At 64.9% G+C, this 18,381-nt stretch carries 18 protein-coding genes and 1 pseudogene; 15 read left to right on the top strand and 4 right to left on the bottom strand.

Annotated features, from left to right (window positions below; all coding sequences use genetic code 11):
• Positions 1-47: 47 nt before the first annotated feature.
• From NX068_RS07270 to NX068_RS07280, 3 genes are read left to right on the top strand one after another with little or no spacing between them, the layout of a single operon-like run.
• The gene (locus NX068_RS07270) at positions 48-683 is read left to right on the top strand and encodes a thiol:disulfide interchange protein DsbA/DsbL (protein ID WP_263460616.1); all 636 of its coding nucleotides are present in this window, start codon (positions 48-50) and stop codon (positions 681-683) included.
• Positions 680-1,114, top strand: a complete 435-nt coding sequence (locus tag NX068_RS07275) for a PilZ domain-containing protein (RefSeq protein ID WP_263460617.1) — start codon at positions 680-682, stop codon at positions 1,112-1,114. The genes NX068_RS07270 and NX068_RS07275 overlap by 4 nt, the downstream gene beginning before the upstream one ends.
• Positions 1,115-1,125: 11 nt before the next feature.
• A complete protein-coding gene (locus NX068_RS07280; protein WP_442806703.1) occupies positions 1,126-1,941 on the top strand; it encodes a helical backbone metal receptor in 816 nt (271 codons plus the stop codon).
• On the opposite strand, the gene NX068_RS07285 is transcribed toward NX068_RS07280, so the two are convergent.
• The 3 genes from NX068_RS07285 to NX068_RS07295 all read right to left on the bottom strand — a co-directional run bounded on the left by NX068_RS07285 (position 1,938) and on the right by NX068_RS07295 (position 5,373).
• A complete protein-coding gene (locus NX068_RS07285) occupies positions 1,938-2,396 on the bottom strand; it encodes a putative toxin-antitoxin system toxin component, PIN family (RefSeq protein WP_263460618.1) in 459 nt (152 codons plus the stop codon). The genes NX068_RS07280 and NX068_RS07285 overlap by 4 nt on opposite strands.
• 76 nt (positions 2,397-2,472) lie before the next feature.
• Complete coding sequence (gene phaC, locus NX068_RS07290) at positions 2,473-4,299, bottom strand: class I poly(R)-hydroxyalkanoic acid synthase (RefSeq protein ID WP_263460619.1); 1,827 nt, start codon at positions 4,297-4,299, stop codon at positions 2,473-2,475.
• A 51-nt stretch (positions 4,300-4,350) separates the two neighbouring features.
• On the bottom strand, positions 4,351-5,373 hold the full coding sequence (locus tag NX068_RS07295) for an MBL fold metallo-hydrolase (protein ID WP_263460620.1): 1,023 nt from the start codon (positions 5,371-5,373) through the stop codon (positions 4,351-4,353).
• Positions 5,374-5,545: 172 nt separating this feature from the next.
• On the opposite strand from NX068_RS07295, the gene NX068_RS07300 reads away from it, so the two are divergent.
• The 12 genes and pseudogenes from NX068_RS07300 (at position 5,546) to NX068_RS07355 (ending at position 17,156) form a co-directional block, all read left to right on the top strand.
• Entirely contained in the window at positions 5,546-6,010 is a 465-nt protein-coding gene (locus NX068_RS07300) for a MerR family transcriptional regulator (RefSeq protein WP_263460621.1), read from the top strand.
• A gap of 107 nt (positions 6,011-6,117) precedes the next feature.
• Positions 6,118-6,600, top strand: a complete 483-nt coding sequence (locus NX068_RS07305; RefSeq protein WP_263460622.1) for a PaaI family thioesterase — start codon at positions 6,118-6,120, stop codon at positions 6,598-6,600.
• A gap of 25 nt (positions 6,601-6,625) precedes the next feature.
• Positions 6,626-7,768, top strand: a complete 1,143-nt coding sequence (gene can / locus NX068_RS07310) for a carbonate dehydratase (protein ID WP_263460623.1) — start codon at positions 6,626-6,628, stop codon at positions 7,766-7,768.
• A 37-nt stretch (positions 7,769-7,805) separates the two neighbouring features.
• The gene (locus NX068_RS07315; protein ID WP_263460624.1) at positions 7,806-9,017 is read left to right on the top strand and encodes an acetyl-CoA C-acetyltransferase; all 1,212 of its coding nucleotides are present in this window, start codon (positions 7,806-7,808) and stop codon (positions 9,015-9,017) included.
• A gap of 14 nt (positions 9,018-9,031) precedes the next feature.
• On the top strand, positions 9,032-10,165 hold the full coding sequence (locus NX068_RS07320) for an acyl-CoA dehydrogenase (protein WP_263460625.1): 1,134 nt from the start codon (positions 9,032-9,034) through the stop codon (positions 10,163-10,165).
• Positions 10,166-10,547: 382 nt separating this feature from the next.
• Positions 10,548-12,248: an L-lactate permease gene (gene lldP / locus NX068_RS07325; RefSeq protein ID WP_263460626.1), complete on the top strand. Its 1,701-nt coding sequence runs from the start codon at positions 10,548-10,550 to the stop codon at positions 12,246-12,248.
• Between the two features lie 19 nt (positions 12,249-12,267).
• The gene (gene lldR, locus NX068_RS07330; protein ID WP_263460627.1) at positions 12,268-13,053 is read left to right on the top strand and encodes a transcriptional regulator LldR; all 786 of its coding nucleotides are present in this window, start codon (positions 12,268-12,270) and stop codon (positions 13,051-13,053) included.
• Positions 13,054-13,095: 42 nt separating this feature from the next.
• Positions 13,096-14,229 carry an FMN-dependent L-lactate dehydrogenase LldD gene (lldD, locus tag NX068_RS07335; RefSeq protein ID WP_263460628.1) on the top strand — a complete coding sequence of 378 codons (1,134 nt, stop codon included), beginning with the start codon at positions 13,096-13,098 and terminating at the stop codon, positions 14,227-14,229.
• A 22-nt stretch (positions 14,230-14,251) separates the two neighbouring features.
• The gene (dld, locus tag NX068_RS07340) at positions 14,252-16,015 is read left to right on the top strand and encodes a D-lactate dehydrogenase (protein ID WP_263460629.1); all 1,764 of its coding nucleotides are present in this window, start codon (positions 14,252-14,254) and stop codon (positions 16,013-16,015) included.
• 81 nt (positions 16,016-16,096) lie between these two features.
• Positions 16,097-16,249 (top strand): annotated as a pseudogene (locus NX068_RS07345) (alpha-hydroxy-acid oxidizing protein); the annotation flags it as partial.
• 251 nt (positions 16,250-16,500) lie between these two features.
• A complete protein-coding gene (locus NX068_RS07350) occupies positions 16,501-16,800 on the top strand; it encodes a hypothetical protein (protein WP_263460630.1) in 300 nt (99 codons plus the stop codon).
• 8 nt (positions 16,801-16,808) lie between these two features.
• Positions 16,809-17,156 (top strand): hypothetical protein, encoded by a 348-nt coding sequence (locus tag NX068_RS07355; RefSeq protein WP_263460631.1) that lies wholly within the window; start codon positions 16,809-16,811, stop codon positions 17,154-17,156.
• A 15-nt stretch (positions 17,157-17,171) separates the two neighbouring features.
• Here NX068_RS07355 and NX068_RS07360 read toward each other — a convergent pair whose 3' ends face one another.
• On the bottom strand, positions 17,172-18,056 hold the full coding sequence (locus NX068_RS07360) for an alpha/beta fold hydrolase (RefSeq protein ID WP_263460632.1): 885 nt from the start codon (positions 18,054-18,056) through the stop codon (positions 17,172-17,174).
• Positions 18,057-18,381: the final 325 nt, after the last annotated feature.

Consider the following 18,381-nt stretch of genomic DNA (forward strand, 5'->3'; position numbering starts at 1 on the left):
GCGTTGCCGGCGTCTGAAGGCCGTTATCGAACTTGGAGTGAGCCTGAATGAACCGCCGTGATGTCCTGAAGCAGCTTGCCGCCGTATCCGCAGCCCTGCCGCTCGCCAATCTCGCCTGGGCCAAGGATCCGTTCGTGGTCCTGAATCCAGCTCAGCCGACCGACGATCCGTCGAAGATCGAGATCATCGAGTTCTTCCACTACGGCTGCCCGCACTGCCGCGACTTCGACCCGCTGGTCGCGGCCTGGAGCAGGAAGCTGCCGGCGGATGTCAGCTTCCGCCACGTGCCGGCGATCTGGAACAACCCGCAGCTCGCCGCGCTGGCGCGGCTGTTCTACGCCGCCGAAGCTTCGGGCGACCTGAAGACGCTGCATGAAAAGGTGTTCGTCGCGGTCCAGGACGAGCGCCGGCCGCTGCATACCGAGGACGGCGTGCGCGAGTGGATCGACGGCAAGGTGGCCGATCCGGCCAAGTTCATGGAGGCCTACAAGTCCTTCGGCGTCAATTCCAAGCTGCAGCGGGCCGATCAGCTCGCGCGCGCGATGAAGATCCAGGGCGTGCCGACGGTGGCCGTCGATGGCCGCTTCCTGACCTCGGCCTCGATGGCGGGCAGCCACGACGGCGCGCTGCAGGTCGTCGACCAACTGGTCGAGCGGATCCGCAAGGAGCGCGGCGGGAAATGAGCGAGACGCGCGCCGCGCCAGTGCCGTCCCGGGTTGACGAGGCTCCGGCCGAGCGCCGGGGCTGCCAGCGCTTCGTCGCCCGGCGCCGGGGCGAGCCCTGCTTCTGGGTGGTGATGGACGGGGTGCGCATCCCGCTCAACGACCTGTCCGCCGACGGTTTCTCGTATCCGTCGGCAACGCCGCCTGCCAGCGGCGAGGCATTCGATTTCGTGCTGCAACGCGAGGGCGTGCCGGACGAAATCCGCGGCCGCGCCGTGGTCGTGAACTTCCTCGCGGCGTCGGCGCAGGCCGGTTGTTCCTTCGCCAGTCTCGACGGCGATGGCGCCGAGCGCCTGCGCGACTGGCTGATCGCCCACGTGCTGATGACCGCGACGGTCCGCATCACCGAAAAGGATGCGGCCGCGATCGTGTCGGGGCCGTCGCTGATCTAGGCGGGGCAGGAGTGGCCACTTGCCGGACCAACATCGACGCCCTCGGCCATGCGCACCCGCCGGCAGGGCCCGATGCCCGCATCGTCTCGCTGGTGCCGTCGCTGACGGAGCTGATCTTCGAACTGGGCCTGGGGGAGCGGCTGGTGGGCCGCACCGGCTTCTGCATCCATCCCCGCGAGGCCCTGCGTGCGGTGCCCAAGGTCGGCGGCACCAAGGACGTGAAGCTCGACGTGCTGAAGGCGCTCGCGCCGACGCACCTGATCGTCAATATCGACGAGAACCGCAAGGAAACGGTCGATGAGCTGGCGGCATTCGTGCCGCATGTGATCGTCACGCATCCGTGCACGCCGGCCGACAATCTTCAGCTCTACCGCCTGTTCGGCGGCGTGTTCGACCGCGACGCCGAGGCGGCAAGGCTGTGCACGGCACTGCAGGCCGCGCTGGACGATGCCGCCGCGCTGCGTGCAAGCCTGGCCGAAGAGGCGGTGCTGTACCTGATCTGGCGGCAGCCGTGGATGACGGTGGCGCGCGACACCTATATCGCGGCGATGCTCGAGACGGTCGGCTGGCGCAGCTTGCCGGAGGAGGCGCAGAAACGCTATCCGGAGTTCGAGTGGGCGCTGGCGGAGCAGGCTGCGCGGGTCTTCCTGTCGTCCGAGCCCTACCACTTCAACGACAGCCATCTGGCGGAAGTCGAGGCGCTCGGCAAGCGCCCCGCGACGCTGATCGATGGTGAGATGGTGTCCTGGTACGGCAACCGGGCGGTCGCCGGGCTGCGCTACCTGATCGCGCTGCGCCGTCGGCTGGCCGGCCTGGCGACCGACTAGCGTTCCGGTGGCGCTGCCGGGGCGAGCGTTTCGGCGATGAAGCGCTCGGGTGTCGTCACCCGGGAGCGGCCGCGCAGCAGGCTGTGCCGGCCGGCCCGGAGCAGCAGCTTGTCGCGCGTAAGCAGGTGGCTGGCGCCGGCGTCGAAGGCGATTTCGAGGAATTTCTGGTCGTCGCCGTCGCGGCAGACGGGGAGCGCGCGCGCTTCGCCTGCGGCCGTTTCCGGCAGGATCTCGACCCGGCTGCGATAGTCCGCCAGCAGCGCATGCTGCGCATCCTCGCCGAGCCTGAACTGGGAATAGGCGAGCACGTGTCGCAACTCGGTCAGCGCGTCCTCGCGCGACACGAGCGTGCAGGCGCCGCCTTCGATCCAGTCACGCAGCGAAGCGAGGCGGGGATCACGGAACATCCACAGCGCGAGGATGGTATTGGTATCGAGGACGAGCCGGGGGGGCATGGAAGGCGTGGGGGCGGCGGCAACAAAAACGGGGAGGGTCGCCCCTCCCCGCTTGCTTCCGGCTGCTTTGCTGCGATCAGGCCGCTTGCGTGGCGTCGATGCGCATCTTGACGAAGGAGCCCGGTGCGTCTTCCAGCACCTTCAGCTTGCCCTTGGCGGGGTCGCGCGGCTCGGCCTGCTCGCTGTCGATGGCGGTCAGCCAGGCCTGCCAGTCGGTCCACCACGAACCCGGGTGCTGCTGCGCGCCGGCCAGCCAGTCGTCGGCGTTGCCGGGCAGCTTGGCGGCCGGATTGATCCAGTAGCCGTATTTGTTGGCCGCCGGCGGGTTGACGATGCCGGCGATGTGGCCCGAGCCACCCAGTACGAAGCGGACCGGGCCGCCGAAGTTGCGCGCACCCATGTAGGTGCTCTTCCACGGCGCGATGTGGTCTTCGATGGTCGAGATGAAGTAGCAGGGCGTCTTGATCTTGCCGAGGTCGATCGGCACGCCGTCGACGCTGATGCCGCCCGGCTCGACGAGGCGGTTTTCCATGTACAGCTTGCGCAGGTAGAAGCTGTGCATCTTGGCCGGCATGCGGGTGGAGTCCGAGTTCCAGTACAGCAGGTCGAACGGGAACGGGTCCTTGCCGAGCAGGTAGTTGTTGACCACGAAGGACCAGATCAGGTCGTTGGCGCGCAGCATGTTGAAGGTGCCGGCCATTTCCGAGCCTTCCAGGTAGCCGCGTTCGAACATCTTCTTCTCGAGGCTGGAGATCTGGCCTTCGTCGATGAAGACACCGAGTTCGCCCGGATCGGAGAAGTCGGTCATGGTGGTGAAGAAGGTCGCGGCCGAGATCCGGCTGGACTGCTTCTTGGCGGCCAGGTAGGCCAGCGTGGTGGCGAGCAGGGTGCCGCCCAGGCAGTAGCCGGCGGCGTTGACCGACTTCTCGCCGGTCTGCTGCTCGATGGCGTCGAGCGCGGCGAGCGTGCCTTCGAGCAGGTAGGAATCGAACAGCTTGTCCACATGGCGCTCGTCCGGGTTCACCCACGAGATGACGAACACGGTGTGGCCCTGGTCGACACACCACTTGATGTAGGAGTTCTTCTCGCGCAGGTCGAGGATGTAGAACTTGTTGATCCAGGGCGGCACGATCAGCAGCGGCTTCTTCAGCACCTTGTCGGTGCTAGGCGTGTACTGGACCAGCTGCATCATGTCGGTCTGGAACACGACCTTGCCCGGCGTCGTGGCGACGTTCTTGCCCAGCTCGAAGGCCGTGGTGTCGGTCATCTTGACGCGCAACTGGCCGCCGCCGTCCTCGACGTCGCGCAGCAGGTTGTTCAGGCCCTTCAGCAGGTTCTGGCCGCCGCTCTTGACGGTTTCGCGGAAGACTTCGGGGTTGGTGACGGCGAAGTTCGACGGCGACAGCGCGTCGATGTACTGGCGGGTGTAGAAGTTGACCTTCTTCTGGGTCTGCTCGTCCAGGCCGTCGACGCAGCACACGGTGTCATGGATGTGGCGGGCGGCGATCAGGTAGGACTGCTTGATGAAGTCGAACAGGAAGTGCTGCTCCCATTCCTCGTCCTTGAAGCGCTTGTCGGTCTTCTCGGGGGCGGCGATCGGCGAGGCGTTGAGGCCGGCGAAGCGCATCATCGAGTGCTGCCACAGCGAGAAGTAGTCCCACACCAGGTTCATCTGGGCCTGGGCGAGCTTGTACGGGTTCGACAGCAGCTTGGCCATCATGTCCATGAAGGCCTGGGCGATGCCCAGTTCGTCGGCGGGGGCGGTGATGCCCTTCTTCAACTGGCGGTTCACGTGATCGCTGATCAGGTGCGAGGCACGGCGGGCAACGTCGGCGTAGGTCTTGGCGACCTCCTGCGGATCGGGCAATTCGGCGCGAGGGGTTTCGGTGGAAGGTGCAGCCATCTTAGTTTGAACTCCTGGTTGGCGACCGGAATGTCTCTCCGGCTGGTTTCTTCATTGTTTGCTGTCGATGAAACGGATCAGGCCGTCCGCGCCGACTTCCCGGCGGAGCTCTCCCCGCTCCTCCAGGTAGTTGAGGTGGGCAATGGCCTCCCCCATGGCGAACATGACCTGATGGGTGTCCAGCTCGCGCGGAAACAGTGTCGTCAGCACTTCGCCCGCCGTTCGTGCGCTGCGGCACTCGGCCTGCAGTGCTGCGCAGCGCTCACGGTGGTGGGCGACGAGTTGCTCCACTCTTGACCGGATACCCTTGAAAGGCCTGCCGTGCGATGGTAGCACGAGCGTGTCATCGGGCAAGTTGCAAAGTTCCTGAATCGAGTCGAGAAAATAGCCGAGGGCGTCGTCATGCGGCGTTGCAGCATGGACGCTGACGTTGGTCGAGATGCGCGGCAGCAGCATGTCGCCGGAGATGAGCACGCCGAGCTCGGCGCAGTACAGGCTGGCGTGCTCGGGAGCGTGGCCGTAGCCGACGATGACGCGCCATTCCCGGCCGTCGATCGGTAGGATGCTGCCGTGGCGCAGGCGCTCGTAGCGCGAAGGCAATTCGGGGATGCCGCGGCGGTAGGCGTTGCCGCGCGTTGCCAGGGCCGTCGCCGGGGCATCGTCGAGGCCGTGGGCGCGGAACTGGGCCACCATGTCCTGCACGTTGTATCCCGGCAACTGGTGCCAGATGGCGTGGCCGAGGAGATACTCCCCCAGCGTCATGTGTATGCTGGCGCCATTGCGCGCGGCCAGCCAGGTCGCCAGGCCGACGTGATCCGGATGGTGATGGGTGACGACGACGCGCGTGACCGGGCGCGGATCGGCATCGAGCACGGCGGTCCAGGCCTGACGCGTGTCGTCCGAGCCGTAGCCGCAGTCGACGATCACGCGTTCGTCGCCGTCGTCCAGCAGCCACAGGTTGATGTGGTCGAGCGCAAAGGGCAAGGGCATTCGCACCCAGTGCACGCCGGGGGCGACTTCGGTGGCATGGGTGGCGGCAGGGAGGTCGGGAAAGGGGTAGTGCAGTGGGGACATCGGTCTGTCTTCCTGTTGGGCTCGTGCTTTAGCGGCTTGCGGCGGCCTGGCGTTGCTCAAACTGCCGAAATCTGCTTAACTTTCGCTGTTTTGTATAATTTTTTGTTTATAAAACAATATCTTGCTGTTTGTGCCGCGCCTCATGCGGTGTCAGCGGCCACCCGGACGACCCATGGGCGACGAACAAACCTACACCATCACCGAGCTCGCACGCGAATTCGACATCACACCCCGCGCGATTCGCTTCTACGAAGACCAGGGCTTGCTGACCCCGGCCCGCGCCGGGCGTGCCCGCATCTACACCAAGGCCGATCGCACCCGCCTCAAGCTCACGCTGCGCGGCAAGCGCCTGGGCCTGTCGCTTGCCGAGATCCGCGAACTGCTCGACATGTACGGCGGCGTGCACAATTCCGCTTCGCAGCTCGAACTCTTTCTCGACGTGCTGAAGGAGCGCCGTGCGGCGCTGGAACAGCAGCGGCTCGACATCGAGGCGGTGCTGCTCGAGATCGACATGCTCGAACAGCAATGCCATGCCCTGCTCGGCCACAATGCCGCAGGTGCCGCGGCGGCAAGGGCGAAGCTGGTTAGGCACATCGACGGTGTCGGTACTGGCGGTGTCGGTGCCGATGCCGACTGAGTGGTATGCCGCGCTTCCGCTCCATCGGGTTTAATATTACGTTGACGTAAACGTAAAAACAAAGAAAATACGCGCCGGAACACAAGAGCCCTGCCAAGGAGACCGCCATGCGCCCGGAAATGCCGCAGTTTCAGCCCAAGGACCCCGGCTACGCCGCCCGCGTGCGGGCGAGTTTCGAGCTGCAGCAGGCCATGGCCCTGATCGGTGCGCAACTGGCGGTGATCGAGCCGGGCTATACCGAGATCCACCTGCCCAGCAAGCCGGAAATCACCCAGCAGCACGGCTACATCCACGGCGGCGTGGTCGGCATGATCGCGGATTCCGCTGCCGGCTATGCGGCCAACACGCTCACGCCCGCCGACACCAGCGTGCTGACGGTGGAGTACAAGCTCAACCTCGTCGCCCCTGCCGACGGCCAGCGCCTGGTGGCGCGCGGCGAAGTCATCAAGCCCGGCCGCACGCTGATCATCACCAAGGCCGAAGTGTTCGCGATCCGCGACGAGCGCTGGACGCTGTGCGCGATCATGCAGCAGACCATCATGGCCATGCAGGGCAAGAACGAGCGCCAGGGTCGAGGGTCCGAAGACTGATGCCACCACGACCCGAGGAACTCACATGTCTCTGAGCCTGCGCGCATTGACGCCGTCCGACACGGCCGAACTGGAGCAGGTGCGCCAGTTCTTCCGCAACTACGCCGCCTGGCTGGGCGTCGATCTCAGCTATCAGGGCTTTGCCGACGAAGTCGCCAACCTGCCGGGTGCCTACGGCGAGGCCGACGGGCGCCTGTTCTTCGCCGAACTCGACGGCCGTCCGGCTGGCTGTGTCGGCGTGCGGCGCTTTTCCGACGGTGTCTGCGAGATGAAGCGGCTGTACGTCGACCCCGAGGCGCGCGGCCACGGAGTGGGCCGCAAGCTGGCGCTGGCGGCGATCAAGGCGGCGCAGGCGCTGGGCTACCGCCGCATCCTGCTCGACACCCTGCCGGCGATGCGCATCGCCGTGAAGCTGTACCGCGAGCTGGGCTTCACCGAAGCGCCGGCCTACTACCCCAGCCCGATCGAAGGCACGATCTTCCTGACGCTCGACCTCGCGCAGTGGTCCGAGGAGCAGGGGAACAACGAAAGCCTGCTGCACCTGTTCGACTACAACCAGGCCTGGTCGCGCCAGATGCAGCAGCTCGATCCGAGCTTCTTCGAGAAGCTGTCCCATCTGCAGAGCCCGGAATACCTGTGGATCGGTTGTTCCGATTCGCGTGTGCCGGCCAACCAGATCGTCGGCCTGCTGCCGGGCGAAGTCTTCGTCCACCGCAATGTCGCCAACGTCGTCGTGCACACCGACCTGAACTGCCTGGCGGTGATCCAGTACGCGGTGGATGTGCTGAAGGTGAAGCACATCATGGTGGTCGGCCACTACGGCTGCGGCGGTGTCAAGGCGGCGCTCGACCGCGCCCGCGTCGGCCTCGTCGACCTGTGGCTGCGCCACGTGCAGGACGTGCATTTGCGCCACTTGCAGGCGGTCGATACGCTGCCGCCCGAATTGCGCCATGACCGCCTGTGCGAACTGAACGTGCTCGAACAGGTGGTCAACGTCGCCCAGACCGTGGTCGTGCAGGACGCCTGGAGCAAGGGCCAGCCGCTCACCGTGCATGGCTGGATCTACGGCCTGAAGAACGGCCTGATCCGCGATCTCGGCCTCAACGTCGGTCGCCCGCAGGATCTGATGCCGCGCTACATGGCGGCGCTCGACGCGCTCCGCCACTGAGCGCGGCCGGCAACAAAACATCAATGAGGAGAACAGCATGTCCGATCCCGTCGTCATCGTTTCCGTCGCCCGCACGCCGCTGGGCGGTTTCCAGGGCGATCTGTCCGGCCTGAGCGCACCGCAGCTCGGCGCCGTCGCCATCAGCTCGGCGGTCGCGCGCGCCGGCCTGGCGCCGGAGCAGGTGCAGGAAGTGATCATGGGCTGCGTGCTGCCCGCCGGCCTAGGCCAGGCGCCGGCCCGCCAGGCCGCGCTCGGCGCCGGCCTGCCGCTGTCGGCCGGCTGCACCACGATCAACAAGGTGTGCGGCTCGGGCATGAAGGCCACGATGCTGGCGCACGACCTGATCCTCGCCGGTACCAACGAGGTGATGGTCGCGGGCGGCATGGAGTCGATGTCCAACGCCCCCTACCTGCTGCCCAAGGCGCGCGCCGGCTACCGCCTCGGCCATGGCCAGACGCTGGACCACATGTTCCTCGACGGCCTGGAAGACAGCTATTCGAAGGAAAACAAGGGCCGCCTGATGGGCACGTTCGCCGAGGACTGCGCCGGCCACTTCGGCTTCAGCCGCCAGGCGCAGGACGAGTTCGCCATCGCCTCGACCACTCGCGCCCAGGCCGCGATCAACAACGGCGATTTCAGTTGGGAAGTCGCGCCGGTGACGGTGTCCGGGCGCAAGGGCGAGGTCGTCGTCGACAAGGACGAGCAGCCGCTGAAGGCGCAGATCGACAAGATTGCGTCGCTGAAGCCGGCTTTCCGCAAGGACGGCACGGTCACGCCGGCCAACTCCAGCTCGATCTCGGACGGCGCCGCGGCGCTGGTGCTGATGCGCAGATCGACTGCCGACCGGCTCGGCCTGAAGCCGGTCGCCACCATCGTCGGTCATGCCACCCATGCGCAGGAACCGGCCTGGTTCACCACCGCGCCGGTGGGCGCGATGCAGAAAGTGCTGGACAAGGCCGGCTGGCGCAGCGACGAAGTCGACCTGTGGGAGATCAACGAAGCCTTCGCCGTGGTGACGATGGCGGCGATGCACGAGATGAAGCTGCCGCACGACAGGGTCAACGTCAATGGCGGCGCCTGCGCGCTGGGCCACCCGATCGGCGCGTCCGGCGCCCGCATCCTGGTGACGCTGATCGGCGCGCTGCGCAAGCGCGGGCTGAAGCGCGGCGTCGCCAGCCTGTGCATCGGCGGCGGCGAGGCGACGGCGGTTGCGATCGAAGTCGACGCGGCCGTCGGCTGCGGCGGCTGAAAGGAGCATCGACCATGATTCTGACCCAGGAACAGGAACTCGTCCGCGACTCGATGCGCGCCTTTGCCCAGGAGCGCCTGGCGCCTTTCGCTGCCGAATGGGACCGCAAGCACACCTTCCCGCGCGAGGCGCTGAAGGAGCTGGCCGAACTCGGCGCGCTCGGCATGGTGGTGCCGGAGGAGTGGGGCGGCGCTGGCATGGACTACATGAGCCTGGTGCTGACGCTGGAGGAAGTCGCCGCCGGCGACGGCGCCACCTCGACCATCCTCAGTGTGCAGAACTCGCTGCCCTGCGGCATCCTCAACCGCTTCGGCACCGAGGCGCAGAAGGAAGCCTGGCTCAGGCCGCTGGCCCGCGGCGAAAAGCTCGGCTGCTTCTGCCTCACCGAGCCGCATGTCGGTTCCGACGCCGCCGCCATCCGCACGACCGCGGTGCGGGAGGGGGATGAATGGGTGCTGAACGGCGTCAAGCAGTTCATCACCACCGGCAAGCACGCCGACGTCGCCATCGTCTTCGCCGTCACCGACAAGGCGGCGGGCAAGAAAGGCATCACCTGCTTCCTGGTGCCGGCCGATGCGCCGGGTTATCAGGTCGGGCGCATCGAGGAGAAGATGGGCCAGCGGGCCTCGGACACCACGCAGATCCTGTTCGAGAACTGCCGCATCCCGGCCGGCTCGGTGATCGGCGCTGAAGGAGAAGGTTACAGGATTGCCCTGTCCAATCTGGAAGCCGGCCGCATCGGCATCGCCGCCCAGTGCCTCGGCATGGCGCGGGCCGCGCTGGAAGCGGCGATCAAGTACGCGCAGGAGCGCGAGACCTTCGGCAAGCCGATCTTCGAGCACCAGGCGGTCAACTTCCGCCTCGCCGACATGGCGACGCAGCTGGAAGCGGCGCGCCAACTGGTATGGCATGCCGCCAGCCTGAAGGACGCCGGCCGGCCCTGCCTCAAGGAGGCCTCGATGGCCAAGCTGTTCGCCTCGGAAATGGCCGAGCGCGTGTGCTCCGACGCCATCCAGGTGCATGGGGGCTACGGCTACGTCACCGACTTCCCGGTCGAGCGCATCTACCGCGACGTGCGGGTATGCCAGATCTATGAGGGCGCCAGCGACATCCAGCGCCTGGTGATCGGACGCGCGCTGGTGGGCTGACCACCCGCTTCCCGCTTCACCGCCAGCCTGACCACCAGGGCCGGCCCGCTCGAACCGAGCGGCGCCGGCCCTGCGTTTTTCAGCCTCCAGTGTGATGAGAAGGCGAATCAGTAAGCTGTTTGGTCAGACCAATTCGATAATAATTGCTAATGGGTGCCAATAACTGTATTTTTCGACCTTGCCGATATGCCTGCCAGGGAACTGGCTCCATATAATCGCGCAGCGCGATAGGCATGATTTTGGTATGACCAATATGATCGGCGCGGGAGCGGGTTTTGCCCAATGCGGCGAACTGCCCTCGGTAGCTGGCGCGCAGAAGGGCCAAGCTGAAGAGCAATAACTTCAGAGGCCGTGTTCATCGACCAAGGAAGGCAAGGCAAAAATGGAACACATCTGGCAACAAAACTACGATCCCGCCGGGAACGTATGGGTTTCGGCGCTGATCGCGCTGATACCGATCATCTTCTTCTTTCTGGCATTGACGAAGTTGCGATTGAAAGGCTATGTGGCCGGCACCATCACCGTGCTGCTGGCGCTGGCGGTAGCCCTGATCTTCTACCAGATGCCGGTCTCGGCGGCGCTGGCCTCGGCCGTTTACGGCTTCTTCTACGGCCTGTGGCCGATCGCTTGGATCATCGTTGCCGCGGTGTTCCTGTACAAGGTCTCGATCGCGACCGGACAGTTCGACGTCGTCCGTTCCTCGATCCTGTCGGTCACCCCTGACCAGCGCCTGCAGATGATCCTGGTCGGTTTCTGCTTCGGTGCCTTCCTGGAAGGTGCGGCCGGTTTCGGCGCGCCGGTGGCGATCACCGCCGCGCTGCTGGTCGGCCTGGGCTTCAAGCCGCTGTACGCCGCCGGCCTGTGCCTGATCGGCAACACCGCGCCGGTGGCTTTCGGCGCGATGGGCATTCCGATCATCGTCGCCGGGCAGGTGTCGGGCGTGGATGCGTTCGCGATCGGCCAGATGGCCGGCCGCCAGCTGCCGTTCATGACCATCATCGTGCTGTTCTGGCTGATGGCCATCATGGACGGCTGGCGCGGCATCAAGGAAACCTGGCCCGCGGTGCTGGTGGGCGGCGGTTCGTTCGCGATCGTGCAGTTCCTGACCGCCAACTACATCGGCCCCGAACTGCCGGACATCACCTCGGCGATCGTCTCGCTGGTGGCGCTGACCGCCTTCCTCAAGGTGTGGCAGCCCAAGCGCATCTTCCGCTTCGAACTCGAGGACGGCACGCCGCCCCCGGGCGCGGCAGGCGGCGCAGCCGGCCTGGCCAAGCCCGAGGTGCAACTGACCCTCGGCACGGTGCTCAAGGCATGGTCGCCTTTCATCATCCTGACCGCGATGGTGACGCTGTGGAGCCTGAAGCCCTTCAAGGCGCTGTTCGCCGCCAATGGCGCGCTGGCCGACTGGGTGGTCAATATCCCGGTGCCGCTGCTGCACAACCTGGTCGAGAAGATGCCGCCGGTGGTCGGGGCAGCCACGCCGTATGGCGCGGTGTACTCGTTCAACTGGTTCTCCGCGACCGGTACCGCGATCATGATCGGCGCCTTGCTGACCATCATCTTCCTGCGCCTCAAGCCGGCCAAGGCGATCGAGACCTTCGCCGACACGCTGAAGAGCCTGGCGTGGCCGATCTACTCCATCGGCATGGTGCTGGCGTTCGCCTTCATCGCCAACTACTCCGGCCTGTCCGCCACGCTGGCGCTGGCGCTGGCCCACACCGGCGATGCCTTCGTGTTCTTCTCGCCCTTCCTGGGCTGGATCGGCGTGTTCCTGACCGGTTCCGACACCTCCGCCAACGCCTTGTTCGGCGCGCTGCAGGCCACCACGGCGCAGCAGCTGGGCCTGCCCGAAGTGCTGACGGTGGCGGCCAACACGACGGGCGGCGTGACCGGCAAGATGATCTCGCCGCAATCCATCGCCATCGCGTGCGCGGCAGTGGGCCTGGCCGGCAAGGAGTCCGACCTGTTCCGCTTCACGGTGAAGCACAGCCTGATCTTCGCCGCCATCATCGGTGTGATGACGACGCTGCAGGCCTACGTCTTCCCGTGGATGATCCCGGTCGTCCATGCGGCGCACTGAGTAGGATAGGAAGCACGTGATGCGCCTGGCTGATCAGATCGCCGAGCAACTGCATACCCTCGTCCGGCAAGGCAAATGGCAGCCGGGCGAGCGCTTGCCGGCCGAACGGCAGCTTGCCGAGCAACTGGGGGTTTCCCGGCCTTCCCTGCGGGAAGCCATCCAGAAGCTGGTCAGCCAGGGCGTGCTCCACAGCCGGCGGGGCGCGGGCACCTACGTCCAGGAGCGCAACCGGGGTTTTCTGCTGTCGGGCACCTTCGAGCCTCTGGCCAACCTGCTCACCGCGGACCCCGAATACCGCTACGACGTGCTGGAAGCCCGCCATGCGCTCGAAAGCAGCACTGCCTGGCATGCCGCGCTGCGCGCGACGCAGGCCGACAAGGACCGCATCCGGCGCTGCTACGACGTCATGGTGCGCCACCAGCAGAGCGGCCACGCCGAGCTGTCCGCGCGCGCCGATGCGCAGTTCCACCTCGCCATCGCCGAAGCCTCGCACAACGTGGTCCTGCTGCGCGTGATGCACAGCCTGTTCGAACTGGTGTTCTCCAACGTCATGCACAGCCGGCGCACCATGTTCACGCTGAGTTCGGCGGAAACCATCAACGAACTCACCGACCAGCACCGCGCGCTGATGCAGGCCATCCTCGACGGAGACGCACCGCAGGCGCGTGCGCAGATCGAAAACCACCTCGATTTCGTGCGCGACACCGTTCGCCGTTTCGACGACGACGCCGCCAGGCGCGCCCGCTACGGCCGCCTGCCCGAGGAAGCGCGTGTGCCCACGTTGATTCCCGATGAACCGGGCTGATGCTTCGCCAGCCCGATCCAGCTATCAAGGAAGACAAACGCAATGATCATCTCTTCTGCCAGTGATTACCGGGCTGCCGCGCAAAAGCGCCTGCCGCCCTTCCTGTTCCACTACATCGACGGCGGTGCCTACGCCGAAAAGACCCTGCGCCGCAACGTCGACGACCTCGCCGAAGTCGCGCTGCGCCAGCGCGTGCTCAAGGACATGAGCCAGCTCGACACCAGCATCGAGCTGTTCGGCGAAAAACTCTCCATCCCGGTCGCGCTGGCGCCGGTCGGCCTCACCGGCATGTACGCGCGCCGCGGCGAAGTGCAGGCCGCGGTCGCCGCCGACAAGAAGGGCATCCCCTTCACGATGTCCACCGTGTCGGTGTGCCCGATCGAGGAAGTCGCGCCCAAGCTCAAGCGGCCGATGTGGTTCCAGCTCTATGTGCTCAAGGACCGCGGTTTCATGCAGAACGCGCTCGAGCGCGCCCAGGCCGCAGGCTGCTCGACGCTGGTGTTCACCGTCGACATGCCGGTGCCGGGCGCCCGCTACCGCGACGCCCACTCCGGCATGAGCGGTCCCAACGCCGCCCTGCGCCGCTACATCCAGGCCGTGCTGCACCCGCACTGGGCCATCGACGTCGGCCTCAAGGGCAAGCCGCACACGCTGGGCAACATCTCCACCTACAAGGGCAAGGACATCAACCTGGAAGACTACATGGGCTATCTGGGGGCCAACTTCGACCCCTCGATCTCGTGGAAGGACCTGGAATGGATCCGTGACTTCTGGAAGGGCCCGATGGTCATCAAGGGCATCCTCGACCCCGAAGACGCCAAGGACGCGGTGCGTTTCGGCGCCGATGGCATCATCGTCTCCAACCACGGCGGCCGCCAGCTCGACGGCGTGCTGTCCTCGGCCCGCGCGATGCCCGCCATCGCCGATGCGGTGAAAGGCCAGATCAAGATCCTGGTCGACTCCGGCATCCGCAACGGCCTGGACGTGGTGCGCATGCTCGCCCTCGGCGCCGACTGCACGATGATCGGCCGCGCCTTCATCTACGCACTGGCCGCCCAGGGCCAGGCTGGCGTGTCCAACCTGCTCGATCTGCTGGAAAAGGAAATGCGTGTCGCCATGACGCTGACCAGCGTCAAGAGCGTTTCCGAAATCACCGGCGATCTGCTGGTCCAATAGGCCTGATCAGGAGGGTTGAGCAATGACCACGGCCGCCGCAATCCCTGCAGCTTCTCCATCCGTGACCAGCGATGCATTGCTGGCGCAATTGCGTCAACTGGTGGGCGATGGTCATGTGCTCACCGACGAGCAGAGTACGCGGCGCTTCCGCAAAGGCATCCGCACCGGCGAAGGGCCGGTGCTGGCCGTGGTGCGGCCGGGCACGCTGCTGGAGCAATGGCAGGTGTTGCAGGCGGTGGTGGCCTCCGGCCGCATCGTCATCATGCAGGCTGCCAACACGGGCCTGACCGGCGGTTCCACGCCCGATGGCGATGCCTACGACCGCGAGATCGTACTCATCAACACCTTGCGCATCGACGGCATCCGGGTCATCAACGACGGCGCACAGGTGGTCTGCCTGCCCGGCGCCACGCTGGACCGGCTCGAGCAGGCCCTGGCGCCGTTCGGTCGCGAGCCGCACTCGGTGATCGGTTCCTCCTGCATCGGCGCTTCCGTGCTGGGCGGGATCTGCAACAACTCCGGCGGTGCGCTGGTGCGGCGCGGCCCGGCCTACACCGAACTGGCACTGTACGCGCGCGTGGCCGAGGATGGCCGGATCGAGCTGATCAACCATCTGGGCATCGCGCTGGGCGACACGCCCGAGCAGATCCTCGCGCGTTTGCAGAAGGGCGAGTACGGCGCGGCGGACATCGCCAACGATCCGGCGCGCGCCGCATCCGACGCGGGCTACGGCACGCACGTGCGCGACGTCGATGCGGACACACCGGCGCGCTTCAACGCCGACCCGTCGCGGCTGTTCGAGGCTTCGGGGTCGGCCGGCAAGCTGTGCCTGTTCGCGGTGCGGCTGGACACCTTCCCGAAGGAAGCCAGCACCGTGTTCTACCTCGGCAGCAACGATCCCGACGACCTGACGGCAGTGCGCCGGCATCTGCTGACGGAGTTGCCGCGCCTGCCGATTGCCGGTGAATACATCCACCGCGCCGCCTACGACATAGGTGAGAAGTACGGCAAGGACACCTTCCTGTTCATCGACAGGTTCGGCACGGTCAGGGTGCCGAAGATGTTCGCATTCAAGAGCCGTGTCGATGGCTTCTTCGAGCGCTTCGGTCTGCGCGGCATCTCCGACCGCGTGATCCAGGCATGCATGAATCTGCTGCCCAGCCACTTGCCGCCGCGAATGCGCGAATGGCGCCAGCGCTTCGAGCACCATCTGCTGGTGCGTGTCTCCAACGACACCGCCGATGCCACACGGGCTTTCCTGGCCGAGTATTTCGGCGGCCGGACTTCGGGTGCTTATTTCGAATGCGATGCCGAGGAAGGGCGCAAGGCCTTCCTGCACCGCTTCGCCATCGCCGGCGCGGCGATCCGCTACCGCGAGGCGCACCCCGCCAGCGTGGGGGATATCGTCGCGCTGGACGTGGCGCTGCGCCGCAACGATCGTGACTGGGTCGAGCAGTTGCCGGCCGAGTTGGAGGGCGAGATCCTCCACAAGCTCTACTACGGCCATTTCTTCTGCCACGTCTTCCATCAGGACTACATCGTCAGGAAGGGCGTCGATCCGCTGGCGATGGAGCACCGCATGTGGGAACTGCTGGACGCGCGCCGCGCCGAGTATCCGGCGGAACACAACGTTGGCCATCTGTATGTGGCCAAGCCCGCGCTGGCGGGTTTCTACCGCAAGCTCGATCCCACCAATACCTTCAACCCGGGCATCGGCCACACCAGCAAGCATCGCGGCTGGGGCGAATGCTGCGGGCAGGGGCAGGGGCCGGGTCAGGTGGCGTGACCGGCGTGCTCGGTTGAGCCAGTTCGGCGCCAGTAGCATATGCGCCGCGGCGAAACCCTGGCCGCAGTCGCCGCCGAGAAGAAGGGCATCCTCGACCCCGAAGATGCCAAGGACGCGGTGCGCTTCGGCGCCGACGGCATCATCGTCTCCAACCAGGGCGGCCGCCAGCTCGACGGCGTGCTGTCCTCGGCCCGCGCGATGCCCGCCATTGCCGATGCGGTGAAGTCCGATATTCGGGGGCAAGATCACTTGCGGCAGGTCTACTTTCCTAGTCTCGTGAAATATTTCAGCAAGTGTTTTAGAGTGAAGAGGTTATGGCTTCCCTTGCTGCTGGATAGACTAGGGCATGGAGCTTCTTACGCCATTCGTCTGGAATGATCTGTGGTCATGGTGTAAAGATGGGAGTCGTTCTGAAGCTACTCCGGCTACATCTGTCGAGTGATCAAGGGAGGAAGGTCAAAGTGTGCAAACGGATACTATCTTGCATGAGCTTGGGCTTGTTGAGCGGATGTACTCAATCCAGTGGCTCGGAATCGTTCGGCTTGCTTGCGGCAGTCTTGCTGGCGGTTGCGCTGGTCATCTTCCTTGTTTCCCAGTTGCTAATCGCATTTCCACGGCATTCCCTTTTTGTTGCAGCACTTGCCTGTGGTGCCATTTCTATCCAGGCCATACTTGGCGAATCAAGAAAGAACAACCGCTCCGCCTTGCAGAAAGTGCTTCTCTATCTTGCGGGGCTCTTGCTTTTGTACGAGTTGCTGATCCTGCTGTCGATCGTGTTCGGCTGAGGGTAATCATGAATCCGAAATATCACGATGCCATTATTGCGGCTGTCGCGCTGGGCCTGGCGATCCTAGTTGTTTGGCTCATCGATAAGCTACTACTGCCGGCGTTTCAGCGGGGTGGTTCAGAGCTCGACAAAATTTGGATGTTGGAAGTGTTTGTGCTCCTATCCGTAGTCGGTGGAGTACTGCTCGACGACATCATCAAGATCGCCCGCGAGATTCGGCGACGAGAATCTGATGACAAGCAAATTGCCGAGGGTTTCACTTTGAGGAAGGTAATGATCCCCATGCTGGCGCTGGCGGCTTCTGTGTTCATCTATCTTGCGGCCCTGACGTGGCTGAAGAGCGTGGCAGCCTGAGCGTTCCGGCGGGTGTTAGTCCGGTTGTGTCCGTACGGTATCGTGCAGCACAGCCTCCAGGAGGGTTTCATCTAGCAGTACGAAGTGGCCGACTCCGTCTAGCAGTTGAAGTTTGCACGCTGGCAGTTTACGGGCCAGCGCCTCCGCGTTGCGGGGCGGCACGATGCGATCCGCGGTACCGTGCCAGATCGTTACCGATGTCGATACCGCTTCTGGGGCAAATCCCCATCCTTTGCACAATTGTGGCAGATCTCCACGCAAGCCGGCGGAGCCCTGTCGAAATCCTTCCAGCGTATGCGTGAGGAAGCGGGCCTTGACGATCGGATCGGCACGATCGGAGAGCCATTGGCGATCCCAGGTGCTCAACCCTGGTGCCAGCGTATTGATAAATGCTTCCGGCCGCGCAATGAAAGACCGCAGACGCCGGTCGACGAGGGCCCTGGTGATGGGTACAGCGAGGCAGGCGCTGGCAATAGTGAGTTCAAGGCTACTGTGTCGCGTTGTGCAAGGACTCGTGTCCGTTGGCACAATGCCCGCAATCAGCGTGGCTGACCGTACACGGTTCGGTATAGCGAAGCAGGCGGCTAATGCGCTGGCACAACCTGCCGATATACCTGCCACATGGAAGGTGTGAAGCGAGAGCGCATCGACAAGGGCTATTAGGTCGGTGATGTAGGCGAGTACGGACGATGCGTGGGTAGGGTCAGATTTTCCGTACCCGGGCCGATCGGGAGCGATGATGTATGCCTGACAACGCTGCGCGAGTGCATTCAGATCACCCAGAAGTCGCGAACCAGGTGCCCCATGAAGGAACACCACTGGTGTGCTGGAAGGATCGCCAGTGGTGCTGAACGCCAGATGACGACCGTCAGGCAGAAGAATGAAGGACGCAGTGTCCATGCCCACAGTGGCAGCTACGCGCGAGATGCCGACATAATGCAACAAAGGCGGGCTGTTTGCGAGTGTGCGCACCCGCAAAGCATCTATGGCGGCCTGTCTGTTGGGCCCGCAATGTCACAAAACTGGTCAGATCAGTATTGTGGAGCGTGGCACCGCATATCACCTTCGTCTTTACGACGGCCGAGATGCGCAAGCTCATGCGTTCATTATCCTCGATGGCAATTGAGTCTCCTGACTTACAATTTTAAGGAAACACTGATTATTTCACCAGCCTGCCTTCCTGATGGCAGAGCTGTTTGAGACACTGTCGCCTACGCAGACTGGA

The sequence above is a fragment of the Thauera carbonicopians genome (assembly GCF_025699485.1).
Classification (GTDB): Bacteria; Pseudomonadota; Gammaproteobacteria; order Burkholderiales; family Rhodocyclaceae; genus Thauera.